Source organism: Microbacterium mitrae (genome assembly GCF_008017445.1).
GTDB classification, from domain to species: domain Bacteria; phylum Actinomycetota; class Actinomycetes; order Actinomycetales; family Microbacteriaceae; genus Microbacterium; species Microbacterium mitrae.
In genome coordinates, this window is the sequence record NZ_VRSW01000001.1 from 352,346 (window position 1) to 365,970 (window position 13,625).

The following is a 13,625-nucleotide window of genomic DNA, read 5'->3' on the forward strand; positions in this document are numbered from 1 at the left end:
CCTATCCACCAGCGATCCGGTTGCCGCCATGGTTGAGGCGCTCGACATCACAGATATGTCGGCGCGCACCACAGAAGACATTTTCACGGGCAAGACACTCCCGATGCCGCATGGCCGAATTTACGGCGGCCAGGTATTGGCGCAGGCGATCGTCGCGGCTTCACGAACGCTGCCGGAGACCCGCCACGTGCATTCCATGCACGGCTACTTCTTGCGCCCAGGAGACGCGACCACCACGGTGACGCTGTCGGTTGACCGCATTCACGATGGCCGCTCGTTTTCGACCCGTCGTGTGCAGGCGTTCCAAGAGGGCGTACCCATTTTCTCGATGATCTCGTCCTTCCAAGACGACGACAAGGGCGTGGAACATCAAGACGCCATGCCGGCAGGAATTCCTGATCCGGAAGACCTGCCAAACTCGGTCGATGTGCTTGCCGAGCAGATGGGCCCGGGCTGGAGCGACTTTTTCATGGCAACGCCGCTCGAACAGCGCTACGTCACCAGCCCGATCCAGGTTGCCGTCACGGGCGAGCGCACCGCGACGAACGCGGTGTGGGTGAAGACACGCAAGCGCCTCCCCGATGACCCGTGGCTGCATCGCGCCGGGCTTGCCTTTCTCAGCGACACCTCGATTCAAGATTCGGTGCTGCGCGCACACGGCGTGCCGTGGATCACGAAGGGGCTGAAGATCGCGAGCCTTGACCACGCAATGTGGTGGCATCGCGATGCGCGCGTCGATGAGTGGTTGCTGTACGTGCAGAACTCCCCCAACGCGATCAATAGCCGCGGGCTCGCGCAGGGCCGCATCTACAGCCGTGACGGCGCGTTGGTGGCCAGCGTCGCGCAAGAAATCATGATTCGCGTGCCCGCTGACACACCCGGAATCACCTGGAAGTGATCGCAAAAGCGGGCGCAGCCTTCGTGGCTGCGCCCGCTTTTGCGTATGCCCGTGATGGGCTCAGATTATCGGCGGTGCTTGTACTGAATGGGCTCGCCGATGAAGGGCTCCCACGCGGCGCGCATCTCATCGGTCAACCGCAACGGCTTTCCGGTTGCCGCATCGACCAGCACGATGACGGCGGTCGACTTCGCGTACATGACCTGGTCGCCGCCCTCTCGCGGTGACCACACTTCGTAACACACCTCGAGGCTGGAGCCCCCGATGTGGCCAAACCACATCTGAACGTCGAGGGGACGCCGCTGATACGGCACCGGCAACAGGTACTCGATCTCTTGCCGCGCGATGAGGGTCAGCAAACCGGTATCGATACCGGGCGTCAGCACCGCGGTTGACGGCCCCTCCTCGCCGGGCAGCGGCTCCCAGAAAGCTCGCACACGAGCTTCTTCGAGCAGCTTCAGCATGGCGGCGTTATTGACGTGGTTGTATGCGTCAAGGTCACCCCACCGTACGTGGATGGGAATATGCAGGCGCTCAGTCACGCGTGAGCTTTCGGTGCGTGGAACGGTGAGGTGCGGCCGCCTCAGCGCCCAGACGAGCAATCTTGTTCTCTTCGTAAGCCTCGAAGTTGCCCTCAAACCAGTACCACTGGTCCGGGTTCTCATCGGTTCCTTCGTAGGCGAGGATGTGCGTGGCGATGCGGTCAAGGAACCAACGGTCGTGGGTAATCACCACGGCGCAACCCGGGAACTCGAGAAGAGCGTTCTCCAGGCTCGACAGCGTCTCAACATCGAGGTCGTTGGTGGGCTCATCGAGCAGCAGCACGTTGCCGCCCTCCTTCAGCGTCAGCGCCAGGTTGAGTCGGTTTCGCTCACCACCGGAGAGCACACCGGCCTTCTTCTGCTGGTCGGGGCCCTTGAACCCGAACTTCGAAACGTACGCACGCGACGGGATCTCCGTCTTGCCAACGGTGATGATGTCGAGGCCGTCTGACACGACCTCCCAAAGCGTCTTGTTCGGGTCGATGTTGGCACGCGACTGGTCGACGTAGCTGAGCTTGACCGTCTCACCAATCTTCAGCTCTCCACCGTCGAGCGGCTCAATGCCGACGATCGTCTTGAACAGCGTGGTCTTACCCACACCGTTCGGGCCAATGATGCCAACGATGCCGTTGGGCGGCAGGCTGAAGGAGAGGTTTGAGATCAGGGAGCGACCGTCGAAGCCCTTCTGCAGATTCTTCGCCTCAATAACGATCGAACCGAGTCGCGGACCGGCCGGAATCTGAATCTCCTCGAAGTCCAACTTGCGCGTGCGCTCTGCTTCGGCCGCCATCTCTTCATAACGCGCCAGACGAGCCTTCGACTTGGCCTGGCGGCCCTTCGCGTTCGAGCGCACCCAGTCGAGCTCTTCCGCGAGACGCTTGGCGAGCTTCGCGTCCTTCTTGCCCTGAACGTCAAGACGTTCGCGCTTCTTCTCGAGATAGGTCGAGTAGTTACCTTCGTAGCCGATCAGACGGCCACGGTCGACCTCGGCGATCCACTGGGCGACGTGGTCGAGGAAGTAGCGGTCGTGGGTGATCGCAATGACAGCACCCGGGTACTTCTGCAGGTGCTGCTCCAGCCACTGCACGCTTTCAGCATCAAGGTGGTTCGTCGGCTCGTCGAGCAGGAGCAGGTCAGGCTTCTGCAACAGGAGCTTCGCCAGCGCGACACGACGCTTCTCACCACCGGAGAGGTGCTTGATCTGGGCGTCCGACGGCGGCGTGCGCAACGCGTCCATGGCCTGTTCGAGCTGGGAGTCGATATCCCAGCCGTCAGCGGCGTCAATCTCTTCCTGGAGGCTCCCCATCTCGGCGAGCAACGCGTCAAAGTCGGCGTCGGGGTCTGCCATCTGCGCGGAGATCTCATTGAATCGGTTGAGCTTGCCCTTGATGGCAACACCGTCTTCGATGTTCTCCAACACCGTCTTCGTTTCGTCGAGTTCGGGCTCCTGCATCAGGATGCCAACCGTGAAACCGGGAGTCAGCACCGCCTCACCGTTGGACGGCGTGTCCAGTCCGGCCATGATCTTCAGGATCGTGGACTTACCGGCACCGTTCGGGCCCACCATACCGATCTTGGCGCCCGGCAAGAACGACATGGTGACGTCGTCCAGAATGAGCTTCTCGCCCACCGCCTTGCGCGCGCGAACCATCGAGTAAATGTATTCAGCCATGAGGCTCCCGTTCTGACTGGGATGTGTTGCCCCTACCCGGGGCGAAGTCTGCCCTCTAGCCTACCGGCTGGCGCCCGAGCGCGCGGTGCTCGACGGCGCGCACTACTACGTTCCTGGCTGTGGCGTCACGGAGACGAGGCAGCCGCCGTCTTTCAGCTCCGGCAGGATCACGGCAATCGGGTCGCCGGTGGACGCACCGACCTGGCCGACGAGGCATGACCCTTGAATCAGCACCGAGAACTGCAGGCTCTCCACGTCGCTCCCGAGGGTGGTCGTGCTGGACGTCGTTTCCATCGCAGCAAGATCAAACCCCGTGGCGACGAGGGCATCAATGTATGCCGTGCTGTTCACGCCGCTACCAGCCGCCCACTGATCGACCACCACCTTGGTGAAGATCGGGAGGTTCTCTTCAGCCGTGCCGCCCGGCACAAAAGTTGCCGCCGGATCGGCCGTTGGCGCGACCGGGGGCGCGACCGGCTGCTGTGCTCCAACGTCGGGAGTGCGACTAGCCGACGGTGTCGTGGCCTCTGGCGTCGTGGTTCCGGTGCATGCCGCCAACAGCAGTGTCGTTGCCGCGACAAACGCGAGTGCGACAGACGTGCGGGATCGGAGCGCCAGTGAGTTCACACGCCGAGTCTAGGGCCAGCGCCCATCGATTGGCTGGGTGGCACTCCCCTGGCGCCCGATTCCGTACGTTTCTGCGTCAATTGCCACTCAGAACGGCGTTTCTTCCAATTTCTCCTCGGGAACAGACTCCGGAAACGACTCATCGGCGGGCGCGTCAGGAACATCAACCTGCTCCGTACGGGCCTCCCGTGTGAACGCAGTCGTGCCCCAGCGCAGATCCGGACCGAGCGCATCCGCATCAATCTCGACATTGGTACCGCGGCGGTCGCCATCTTTCCAGTGCCGCACCCGCAACTTGCCGTGCACGATAACGCGGTCGCCCTTGTGCAGGGAGCCGGCGGCATGAAGGGCCAGCGACCGGTAGGCGGCGACCGTAAACCAGTTGGGTTCACCCTCAACCCACTTCTCGCTTGCTTTGTCGAACCAACGTTGGGCGCTCGCGACGCGCAGACTCACGACGTCGATGCCCGATGCGGTGCTCTTCAGGTTGGGGTCTTCAGCGAGGTTGCCGATGACGGTAATGCTGTCAGACATGTTTTCTCCTTGTCAGTGGTGGAGATCCGGCGCCGACGTGCCCGAAACAGCGCCGGATCAGCACCCACTGTGTGCCCCGCGCGGTATCGAAAACCCGAAAACGCCTCCGTTGGGGATAAACCCGACGGAGACGTTCTCTGTGGAGGATTACCGCTTGATGTACTCGCTGAATCCGGCGCGCACCTTATTGACCTTGGGCACGGCCACGGCAAGGCAGTAACCCTGAGTGGGGTTCTTCGTGAAGAAATCCTGGTGGTACTCCTCGGCACGGTAGAACGTGCTGGCCTCTTCCATCGTGGTCACGACGTCGCCGTCCCACAGACCCGCGGCACGCTTGCGCGCCTCGTCGAAGACGGCTTCCTGCTCAGGTGACGTGGGGAACATGGCCGAGCGGTACTGTGTACCGATGTCGTTGCCTTGGCGATTCAGCTGGCGCGGGTCGTGCATCGTGAAGAAGGCATCGAGAATGACGGAACCAGGAATCACCTCCGGATCAAAGGTCACCGCCACGGCCTCAGCGTGGCCGGTGGCACCCGTGCAGACCTGCTCGTAGGTCGGGTTGACGGTGTCTCCGCCGATATACCCGGAGACAACCTCCGAGATGCCGTTGAGCGCGCGATATGCGGCGTCGAGGCACCAAAAGCAACCGCCAGCCAAAACATACGTTTCCACGAATAGCCCTTCCGTTGTCGTTCTCTAACGCTACGCCGATTCTGGCCTACCAGGGCCAATGTCGGAGGCCAACCCTACAGTTCAAAGTAAGCGCAGGCCAGTGCATTCAGATCAGGAGGAAGACATGAACGCTCTCATCACTCAGCCGCTTGAAATCACCGTGCATCACCATGAGATCATTCGTGGTGTTGGTGCTGGCCTGTGGCGAGTCACCGACCACCGCAGTTTCGTACTCGGCAACATTCAGGCCCTGCCCGAATCTCTGGGTGTGCGCTATCACGCGATGCGGTTCCACCCTCCGACGGCCACATTCCGCAGCGTCGGTGCATTCTGGTCGCCCGACGAGGCTCTGCTTTGCCTGCGCCACTCACGATGACCGGTACGCTAGAGGTACATCCCTCAGTAGCTCAGTGGATAGAGCAGCGGCCTTCTAATCCGCCGGTCACACGTTCGAATCGTGTCTGGGGGGCTCAGCGAGCGCAAGCGGCGTATGGCGATGCGGAACACCCGCACACCCGCTTGAGCCCGACATTTCGGCGGCTCAGCAGGTGTGCCGCCCCTACGGATTGAAGGTAGCTACGGTGAGTTCAAGCGAGAACGACCGCCTCGTATGGATCGACTGCGAAATGACGGGGCTCGACCTCAGCATTGACGAGCTCGCCGAGATCGCCATCGTCGTGACCGACTTTGAGCTCAACATTCTCGACCCGGGGCTCTCGCTCGTCATTAAGCCGAGCGATGCCGCGCTCGAGAACATGGGCGAGTTCGTGACGAACATGCACACCACGAGCGGCCTCATCACCGAGATCCCCGACGGCATCAGCGTCGCTGAAGCTGAAGAGCGCGCTCTCGCGTACATTCGCCAGTTCGTGCCACAGGAGATGAAGGCACCGCTCGCCGGCAACACGATCGGCACCGACCGCATGTTCCTCGCAAAGTACATGCCGCAGCTAGATTCTTTTTTGCATTATCGAAACGTCGATGTGTCCAGCATCAAGGAGCTTTCACGCCGCTGGTACCCGCGCGCTTACTTCCAGGCGCCGGCAAAAGATGGCGGTCACCGGGCACTTGCTGACATTCTCGAATCGATCCGCGAACTCGCGTACTACCGCCGCGCCGTCTTCGTTTCTGACCCCGGGCCGACAAGTGTCGAAGCGCGCGAGGCTTCCGAGGCCGTCGTGGCAAAGTTCGCTGAAAATCTATGACAGAATAGTGAAGGTGCTTCCGCTCGTTCGGAACACATGGTGGGTATAGCTCAGTTGGTAGAGCGCTTGGTTGTGGTCCAGGAGGTCGCGGGTTCGAGCCCCGTTACTCACCCCACTATCCTGAGCGGGAGATCGTTGGCAAACGGCCTCCCGCTCAGAGATTTTCGTGGGCGCCTTTGCGCTAACACCCGATGAGTCGCGTCATCGTTGGCGGACTCGTCGTTCTGATGACCGCGAGTCACGGTCGAGGAGGGGTGTGTTCACCAGAATCTCGCCAGTTGCGAACCGCTGCCAGTTACACTGCCACCCTGTATGAGGAACCGGAACGCCGTAGGTGCGCCCATTTCCAGCAGCGACTATTGCGGCCCGCCACGATTCAGTCTCGAACCACGACTCTCCGTAGATGGGCGGCTAACCCAGATCGTGCGTAAGAACCGTTGAACGTCATCGGTTGCGGCGCACGCAGTCTCGTTCGCGAGCATCAAGGCTCTCACAAAGGCGTCAGCAGACACGCCGAGACATTTGCGTCAGACCTGACGCAATAGTCTAGAGTTGAGCCATGAACCATCTTGATCGCGCTGGCTTCAAACGCCTTGCCAACTCCATGTCCAAAGCGTTCCGAGACTCGATGGGCGGCGGGATTGTTGAGCGGTTCGAGGCTGTATCGAAGCTCTTGTTCATCAAGGTTGTCGATGAGCGCATGGTTGCTGGGAACTGGCCGGGTGCGCCGAAGGCCGAACAGCCAGCACTGGAATGGCGCTCAGGCGACATCTCACGCACGGTATATGAACGTGCCCGCCAACTTTGGTTGAAGGCGACCGAGGGTCCTCTCGCGAAGGGATTGCAGCGTGATCGAGGCGGTTTCCCAGAGGACGTAGAGGCCGTGGCCCGCATCGTGAAGTTGCTGCAGCCGCACGCGCTTGATCGAGTAGATGTAGACATCAAGGGCGCGGCATACGAGGAACTACTGCGCGATACGTTCGAGAAGAACGACAACCAGCAGTACTTCACACCACGTCATCTGATGGACTTTACCGTCGGAATGGCCGACCCCAGTTTCGATTCGATCATCTGTGACCCTGCGTCCGGTAGCGGAGGGTTCCTGGTCGGCGGGCTCAACTACGTCGCAGATCGCTACCCGGATGAGATTCCTCCTCAGGTCTACGGCGTGGACATTGACGCCCGAATGGCGTGGGTTGCCCGGATCAACGTCTTCCTTCACGGGGGCGATCCAGCCAATGTTTTTCACCTTCCCGGCGCGGGATCGTTGAAACCTCTTCCGCAAATTCAGAAGGTGCTTCCGCGCGGCGGATTCACGACCATCCTGACCAACCCGCCTTTCGGTAGCGACATGACTGACACCGCCGCGTTGGACGGATTCCGCACAGGACGCGGCCGCCCCACCAGACGACGAGGCGTGCTTTTCATCGAGCGTTGTCTTGAACTTCTTAAGCCTGGTGGAACGCTCGCAGTCATCATTGACGACAGCATATTAAACCTTGACGGTAACGCGGACATCCGCGAACTACTTCGCAAAAAATCCATCATCCGCGCCGTCATCAGTCTTCCTGACGTCGCGTTCATGCCCTATTCAACCGCTAAGTCGTCAGTGGTGCTGGTTACCAAGAAGGACGGCGACACGTATCAGAAACCAGTATTCATGGCGGATGTCGAGCACGTTGGTAACCGACCGAACGGCGATCCTCTCTACCAAGAAGTGCCGTCTGTAGACGGAGTACGCCCACTTCTATCTGATCTGCCCGCTGTGCTTGCAGCTTGGAACCATTACAAGGAACTCGATGCGCTACCGGTTGACGCGGACCAGGACAAGGTATTCCTGGCTGACATCGATGCCTACTTGGGCCAGCCGTCTGGTGATCGTCTCGACGTGAATTTCTTCCATCCGACGCGCGCACATGCCGCGGCAACTCTCGCCCGTGCGAGCTCGCCAACCTACGCGCTGAGTGAGCTGTATGATTTTCACACTTCAGGGGTCAACGCCAGCGATTTGCATGGTGACAGCATTGTGAACTGGATCGGTCTTGGAGAGATTACTGCGGAGACCGGTGAGTACGAAGTCCTGCAGGTGCCGGGTGAACGAATTCGTTCAGCGGTCCGGGTCTACCAGGGTGGCGATGTACTCGTTTCGAAGCTACGCCCCAAGCTCCGCAAAGTTATCCGGGTGCCAGAGGAGGACGATGGAGGGATTTGCTCGGCCGAGATTCTGGTTCTGAGGCAGAAAGAAACACCAGCAGCTCCGGTAATCGACGACTACGTTGCATACCTCTTGCGGTCTGACCTCGGCTACGGCCAGCAGGTCTACCAGGTCACCGGAGTCGGACGCCCCCGCGTAAGTCCCACGGCATTGAAGCAACTGAGAGTTCCCGTGCCACCGCTGCATGAGCAGCGACTCATTCTCCGGGAACTAGATGCCGCGTTCGCACACTATCGGGAGCTACATCAGCAGGCGGATGCGCTGCGACAGCAGGCCCAGCAACTACTGCATGCTGCCTATGCTTCATCCGTGGACGCCGTGACCTCCGGTGAAGGCATGTCCGACGTGGCAACTCCTGCGGCCGTAAGAGTCGCTCTGTCGGCCTGACCCAACTCATCTGCACGCTCCTGAATGTCGATCATCCTTAGTAGCTTCTTGACGCGTGGGCTCAGGTCGTCAGCATCACGGCGAGTCGCATGGACGAGCCGGTTGACCTTGCCGAAGTTCGAATCCTTGTTGCCAGACTGCGCCAGCGCAATGCCGTCGGAGTCGAATGATCCGCCAGCAAGTACCTGCCGAAGATCGCGTTCCTTCGCAACCTCGATGGCGGGGATAAACAACGCTCCCAGGAGTGCAGGAATCATTAATGTCGTGTCGTCGTGGCGGATAGTTGACCATTGCCACGAGACGTAAAGTAAATAGTCGTCATGCGGCGAGACCTCCCCGATCGGCAAGTCGAAGCGGGCGGATGCTTCAGCGCTCTCGTCGTGAAGGGTCTTAACGTCGAGCCGAAGTTCGGGCACCCAGTCCGAGTTTCGAATGAAAAAATCGCCGAATTGATTCGTCACGTTGTGGGTCACGTGAAGCTCAGGCGCATCTCCACTCTTGAAAAATCCGGCGAGGAGGTTGATCAGCGAATATTCAATTAGCGCACTGACCCGGCTACGGAACGCACTCAGATTGCGAGCAGCAGTCGGCAATGTTTCGGTTGGCAAGCGGCTGAGGAGTTCCGGAGCAACATCTGAGTTAAACCGACTCACGAGCGCATCGCTCAGCGCGTCCAACTGATCAGGGAGTGTGTTCGCGCCAAGTCGGCGCAACATTAAAGCATTAGTGATCAACATAGAAGGACCATACTGTCGCACAGGGCCATGCTCCGCGAATGCCGCGCTAGTGAACCGGAGTCGCATGCACTGGGTCTGCACAGCGGTTATAGCCCTCACACACCACGAGGGGCGTTCATCGCAGGTGGCGTTTGTGAGCCCATTCCAGATGCCAGCACTCGCAATAGTTGCGCGTGCGGATTTTCGACGTCTCGTGTATTGAAGTGCGATGATGCGCTCGAGGATGACGGAATTGATTGTGCTTGAACACGGATTTCGGCGCTGGTAACCGCTCAAAGATCGCCAGCTCGAACGGCACGAGTGGGTCAGTATTGTCCTGGTACTCGGTACCGATGCTCGCCTCGTTGATCCAGAAGCGTCATTCGCATCGGATTACTTTGAGTTCTACCCCGCTCGCTTCGAGCGCATGGCTTTGACCTGCCTAAGCGTGGGGTCAGCGGCGATGAACGAAGACAAGCCTGGTCTTTTGCAAAGAACGCTTCGCGCTCCGCTGGCTTAGCTTCGGCGGCAATGTCATTGCGCATCGCATGCACTTCGAACATCACATCGTCGCTCGTGAAGCGGTACGGATTCTCCGCGATGAGTGCGTACTGCAGCGCAGCTACCGTTGGCGCCTTACCTCCGATGGGCGGCCGCTCAGCGACCGAGGCGGGGCAATCTTCTGCGACCTGAATAAAGGTTCCGATGTAATTCGTGCTTCCCATGCGTTCAGTCTGGCTCGAACAGAGTGGCCGGCAATAGCAAAAAAGCGACAGCCTGATGCCACCGCGTGCAACAATGACGCGATGACTGCTGTCCCTGTTGATCGAGAGCGCCCGATCGCCGCCGCGGAACAATCCTGTGTGCTCTATCCGAACTGGTTGGCACGGTATCAGGCGGGATGGATCACCCCTGACCCGGCCGTGTCGGCAGTAGTCGATCAGTATTGGCATGTCTCTTGGGCGCTCAATGACGACGAACAGCTTGACCAGCCGATCATCGATCTGCCTGCCTTCACGCTGACCGTCGAAGAAGGGAATGTGCCCGCACCCCTCGTCGTTACGGGGCTCCATGAAGACGACGGTGTGTTCTGGCTTGAGCCTTCCGAGGTTCCAGAACTCACCGAAATCGAACACAACGGCTGGGTGTTCCCGCTCGCCCGCGCGTCGTTCTCGACGTATCAGTGCGACGGCGTCATCGATGTGATCTGGAACGAAGTTCATCTCTATGCTGAGACGCCGCCTACCCCAGGTGACTACGCTACGGTCAGCATGTCGGTCAACAGCTATACCTTCGACGCGGCGAGCGGTGTCGAGCACGTGCAAGCGCTCGCTACGATATATTTAAGCAGTCTCATAACGGCCGATCGACGGCGATGAGCACCTCCGAATCAGGCCCCGCAATGCACGGCTGGCCCGGATGATTACCCGCTCAAGAGATTGCAAGGCCGCCAATGACGTGGACGCTGTGGGTCACGCTCCTTTTCGCCACTGTCGTCATTAGTCTGACGCCTGGTGCGGGTGCCGTGAACACGATGACGAACGCCATCAACGAAGGCTGGCGCCGCTCGTTCTGGGGCATCGTTGGCCAGCAGCTCGCCCTCGTGGTGCATGTCATCATCGTGGCGGCTGGCGTCGGCGTCTTCATCGCGCAGAACCCCGTGCTCTTCGAGATCGTGCGATATGCGGGCGCCGCGTACCTGGTCTACCTCGGCCTGCGCCTCATCTTCGCCCGCGTTCAAGACACGGAAGAGGACACCGAGGCCGCGCGTAGCCGCGAAAGCGGCTGGTCAATGCTGCGACGCGGCTTCTGGGTCAATATCCTCAACCCTAAAGCGATCGTTTTCTTCCTGGCGTTTGTGCCGCAGTTCATTCGCCTCGATCAAGATCCGCTCCCCCAGTACCTCATCCTGATCGCGACGGTCATCGTCGTTGACATCCTTGTGATGTGGTTCTTCTTCGCGGTCGCGGCCCGCCCGTTCCGACGCCTCACCGCCACGGCTAAGGGTCAGCGCCTTCTCAACCGCATTTTTGGTTCCCTTTTCATCGCCGTCGCTGCCCTCCTCGCGATCGCTCACTGACCGACGACACCGGGGCCGCTGACATACTGGCTAGCGAGCGGAAGAACGGAGCCGACAATGGAGATGAGCGCAGAAGCGTTCGACGACCTCGTCTCGGATGAGCTCGATCTACTCCCCGAAGAGATGATTGCGGGCCTCGACAACATCATCTTCGTTGTGGAGGACTACAGCGAAGATGGCTCCACCGACCTCCTCGGCCTCTACGACGGCCTCGCCCTCACCGAACGCGATCGTTACGGAATGGGCGACCTGCCCGACCGCATTATCGTCTACCGCATGGCGCACTTGCTCGCCTGCGAGACCGAAGACGAACTGCGTGACGAGGTGCACACCACGCTCGTTCACGAGATCGCGCACTTCTACGGCATCGATGACGCGCGCCTGCACGAACTAGGCTGGGCGTAATGAGTACCCTCACTTTGCCCGACATCGACCTCGACCACGAGGTCACGGTCGACCCTGCAAAGTCGTGGCAGACCACCGTCTGGGATGACCCGGTCAACCTCATGTCGTACGTTTCGCGCGTCTTCCGCGACTACTTCGGCTTCACTCACGAGAAGGCCGAAGAACTAATGCTCGCCGTTCACAACGAGGGTCGCGCGATCGTCGCGACCGGTGCCCGCGAGCAAATGGAACTGCACGTGCAGGCCATGCACGGTTACGGGCTCTGGGCCACCGTCGATCAGGCTGCGACGTGACGACGACGCTCACTCTCGTCGACGGCGAAGTTCACGTACTCACCGAACTCGTCGCTCAGCTTCTCGATCTCTATGAAGACGCCGACGATCACGACCCCGCGATCGACCGGCTCTCCCCCGCCGCGTACCGCGACAATGACGAAGCCTCGGCTGAGTTTCGACGACTGACGCGAACCGATCTGCTGACGCAGCGAAGCGAAGACGCCTCCACGATGCTGGGCGCTCTCAACGCAGCCGCTGGTTCCGCTCACGACGAGACGGACGGAACCATCACTGTCGTGCTCGACGATGCGAGCGTCCTCGCGTGGATGCGCACGCTCGCGTCGCTACGCCTCGTGATGGCAACGCGTCTCGGCATCGGGCAGAACGACCATCACGACCACGATGATCCGAACTACGCGCTCTACGATTGGCTGGCGTACCGCCTCGAAACGCTCGTTGAGGCGACCGAGGCTTAGTCGGTTGGCACGACTACGACGATATCCGCGAGACTGCGCGGATCGTTCGCGGCGATGTGCTGGTCTTCTTGGCGCGCCCAGCGTTCCCAGTGCGGCGCGTAGGTGTCGCCGTCGCGCGTGAGCGCCCGGCGTTTGCGATCGGCATCGGCAGCCTCCACCCACACGCGCACGTCAGCCAACACGGCTGACGCGGCCGTGACAATGCCGGCGCCCTCAACAATGAGCGTGCCGTGAAGCGGAACCACGTGGCTGGCGGTTTCTGGAACGTCCAGTTGCCAGTTCCACCCGTTCCAGGAGCCTTCGGCACCACGTACGCGCGGTGTCAGCACGTTGTCGATCACGTGGTCAGCGCCAGCGCGGAGTCCGTCCCAGCCGGGATACACGCTGTCGAGGGCGAGTACGTACGCATCTCTCCGGCTCACGGCAAGCCGCCGGCTGAGCGAGGTCTTGCCTGCGCCGGAGCGACCGTCGATGAGCACGACCGGTGCAGACGCACCCGATGCGCGCACGAGCGCCTGAATATCGTCGACGGCGCGGCTCAGCGCGGCTTCGACGGCGTCGTTACTTTTTGAGGGCACGAATGATGCGCGCAAGTGCGCGACCAGCTACGCATACGAACGGGACCGCGACGGCCAGCAGCGAAATGATGTTGGGCTCAAAGCGAATCGAGTCACCGGTGCGAACATATGCGCCAACCGGAATGGCCGCGCCACCGCCGCCGCCACCAGCCGCGCCTTCTTCGTCTGATCCGCCGCCGAAGCCGTGCCAGGTCAGCGCGACCGGAATGATCTTCACGCCGTCGAGGTCTTGTTGCTCGCCGTAGACGCTCTTCGCGCCGATGGAGGAGGACAGCTTGCCGAGTTCGAGTGCGATGTTAGGCATACCCTAACCGTAGCGCGCTCGGGCACGACAGAACAGGCT

The 13,625-nt window shown here is 60.7% G+C and carries 18 protein-coding genes and 2 tRNA genes; 11 read left to right on the forward strand and 9 right to left on the reverse strand.

What is annotated here, in order from left to right; genetic code table 11:
* Nucleotides 1-28: 28 nt before the first annotated feature.
* Nucleotides 29-898, forward strand: a complete 870-nt coding sequence (locus FVP60_RS01640) for an acyl-CoA thioesterase (protein ID WP_147825471.1) — start codon at nucleotides 29-31, stop codon at nucleotides 896-898.
* 65 nt (nucleotides 899-963) lie between these two features.
* Here FVP60_RS01640 and FVP60_RS01645 read toward each other — a convergent pair whose 3' ends face one another.
* The 5 genes from FVP60_RS01645 to msrA form a co-directional block, all read right to left on the reverse strand.
* Nucleotides 964-1,440, reverse strand: a complete 477-nt coding sequence (locus tag FVP60_RS01645) for an acyl-CoA thioesterase (protein ID WP_147824530.1) — start codon at nucleotides 1,438-1,440, stop codon at nucleotides 964-966.
* Complete coding sequence (gene ettA / locus FVP60_RS01650) at nucleotides 1,433-3,112, reverse strand: energy-dependent translational throttle protein EttA (protein WP_147824531.1); 1,680 nt, start codon at nucleotides 3,110-3,112, stop codon at nucleotides 1,433-1,435. Before ettA ends, FVP60_RS01645 begins: the two co-directional genes overlap by 8 nt.
* Before the next feature lie 105 nt (nucleotides 3,113-3,217).
* Nucleotides 3,218-3,739, reverse strand: a complete 522-nt coding sequence (locus FVP60_RS01655; protein WP_147824532.1) for a DUF6993 domain-containing protein — start codon at nucleotides 3,737-3,739, stop codon at nucleotides 3,218-3,220.
* An 87-nt stretch (nucleotides 3,740-3,826) separates the two neighbouring features.
* Nucleotides 3,827-4,273, reverse strand: coding sequence for a single-stranded DNA-binding protein (gene ssb / locus FVP60_RS01660; protein WP_147824533.1), 447 nt, complete (start codon nucleotides 4,271-4,273; stop codon nucleotides 3,827-3,829).
* A 147-nt stretch (nucleotides 4,274-4,420) separates the two neighbouring features.
* Nucleotides 4,421-4,945 carry a peptide-methionine (S)-S-oxide reductase MsrA gene (gene msrA, locus FVP60_RS01665; protein WP_147824534.1) on the reverse strand — a complete coding sequence of 175 codons (525 nt, stop codon included), beginning with the start codon at nucleotides 4,943-4,945 and terminating at the stop codon, nucleotides 4,421-4,423.
* A 124-nt stretch (nucleotides 4,946-5,069) separates the two neighbouring features.
* Between msrA and FVP60_RS01670 the strand changes: the two genes are divergently transcribed.
* From FVP60_RS01670 to FVP60_RS01690, 5 genes are all read left to right on the forward strand, one after another.
* Nucleotides 5,070-5,321 (forward strand): DNA mismatch repair protein, encoded by a 252-nt coding sequence (locus tag FVP60_RS01670; RefSeq protein ID WP_147824535.1) that lies wholly within the window; start codon nucleotides 5,070-5,072, stop codon nucleotides 5,319-5,321.
* Nucleotides 5,322-5,341: 20 nt separating this feature from the next.
* A tRNA-Arg gene (locus tag FVP60_RS01675) sits at nucleotides 5,342-5,414 on the forward strand.
* Between the two features lie 112 nt (nucleotides 5,415-5,526).
* Nucleotides 5,527-6,150, forward strand: a complete 624-nt coding sequence (orn, locus tag FVP60_RS01680) for an oligoribonuclease (RefSeq protein ID WP_147824536.1) — start codon at nucleotides 5,527-5,529, stop codon at nucleotides 6,148-6,150.
* Between the two features lie 39 nt (nucleotides 6,151-6,189).
* Nucleotides 6,190-6,265: transfer RNA gene (locus tag FVP60_RS01685), tRNA-His, on the forward strand.
* 444 nt (nucleotides 6,266-6,709) lie between these two features.
* The gene (locus FVP60_RS01690) at nucleotides 6,710-8,752 is read left to right on the forward strand and encodes an N-6 DNA methylase (RefSeq protein ID WP_147824537.1); all 2,043 of its coding nucleotides are present in this window, start codon (nucleotides 6,710-6,712) and stop codon (nucleotides 8,750-8,752) included.
* On the opposite strand, the gene FVP60_RS01695 is transcribed toward FVP60_RS01690, so the two are convergent.
* Together FVP60_RS01695 and FVP60_RS01700 are read right to left on the reverse strand one after the other, a co-directional pair.
* A complete protein-coding gene (locus FVP60_RS01695; protein ID WP_147824538.1) occupies nucleotides 8,662-9,489 on the reverse strand; it encodes a hypothetical protein in 828 nt (275 codons plus the stop codon). The genes FVP60_RS01690 and FVP60_RS01695 overlap by 91 nt on opposite strands.
* 305 nt (nucleotides 9,490-9,794) lie before the next feature.
* Nucleotides 9,795-10,193 carry a DUF6157 family protein gene (locus FVP60_RS01700; protein WP_147824539.1) on the reverse strand — a complete coding sequence of 133 codons (399 nt, stop codon included), beginning with the start codon at nucleotides 10,191-10,193 and terminating at the stop codon, nucleotides 9,795-9,797.
* Between the two features lie 81 nt (nucleotides 10,194-10,274).
* Here FVP60_RS01700 and FVP60_RS01705 point away from each other — a divergent pair, with 81 nt between their 5' ends.
* From FVP60_RS01705 to FVP60_RS01725, 5 genes are all read left to right on the forward strand, one after another.
* Nucleotides 10,275-10,847 carry a hypothetical protein gene (locus tag FVP60_RS01705; RefSeq protein ID WP_147824540.1) on the forward strand — a complete coding sequence of 191 codons (573 nt, stop codon included), beginning with the start codon at nucleotides 10,275-10,277 and terminating at the stop codon, nucleotides 10,845-10,847.
* 74 nt (nucleotides 10,848-10,921) lie between these two features.
* A complete protein-coding gene (locus tag FVP60_RS01710) occupies nucleotides 10,922-11,548 on the forward strand; it encodes a LysE family translocator (protein ID WP_147824541.1) in 627 nt (208 codons plus the stop codon).
* 57 nt (nucleotides 11,549-11,605) lie between these two features.
* Nucleotides 11,606-11,953 (forward strand): metallopeptidase family protein, encoded by a 348-nt coding sequence (locus FVP60_RS01715; RefSeq protein ID WP_147824542.1) that lies wholly within the window; start codon nucleotides 11,606-11,608, stop codon nucleotides 11,951-11,953.
* A complete protein-coding gene (clpS, locus tag FVP60_RS01720; protein ID WP_147824543.1) occupies nucleotides 11,953-12,246 on the forward strand; it encodes an ATP-dependent Clp protease adapter ClpS in 294 nt (97 codons plus the stop codon). The genes FVP60_RS01715 and clpS overlap by 1 nt, the downstream gene beginning before the upstream one ends.
* Nucleotides 12,243-12,704: a DUF2017 family protein gene (locus FVP60_RS01725; RefSeq protein WP_187240527.1), complete on the forward strand. Its 462-nt coding sequence runs from the start codon at nucleotides 12,243-12,245 to the stop codon at nucleotides 12,702-12,704. The genes clpS and FVP60_RS01725 overlap by 4 nt, the downstream gene beginning before the upstream one ends.
* Here FVP60_RS01725 and FVP60_RS01730 read toward each other — a convergent pair.
* Nucleotides 12,701-13,282, reverse strand: coding sequence for a nucleoside/nucleotide kinase family protein (locus FVP60_RS01730; protein WP_147824545.1), 582 nt, complete (start codon nucleotides 13,280-13,282; stop codon nucleotides 12,701-12,703). The genes FVP60_RS01725 and FVP60_RS01730 overlap by 4 nt on opposite strands.
* On the reverse strand, nucleotides 13,266-13,586 hold the full coding sequence (locus FVP60_RS01735; RefSeq protein WP_147824546.1) for a hypothetical protein: 321 nt from the start codon (nucleotides 13,584-13,586) through the stop codon (nucleotides 13,266-13,268). The genes FVP60_RS01730 and FVP60_RS01735 overlap by 17 nt, the downstream gene beginning before the upstream one ends.
* Nucleotides 13,587-13,625: the final 39 nt, after the last annotated feature.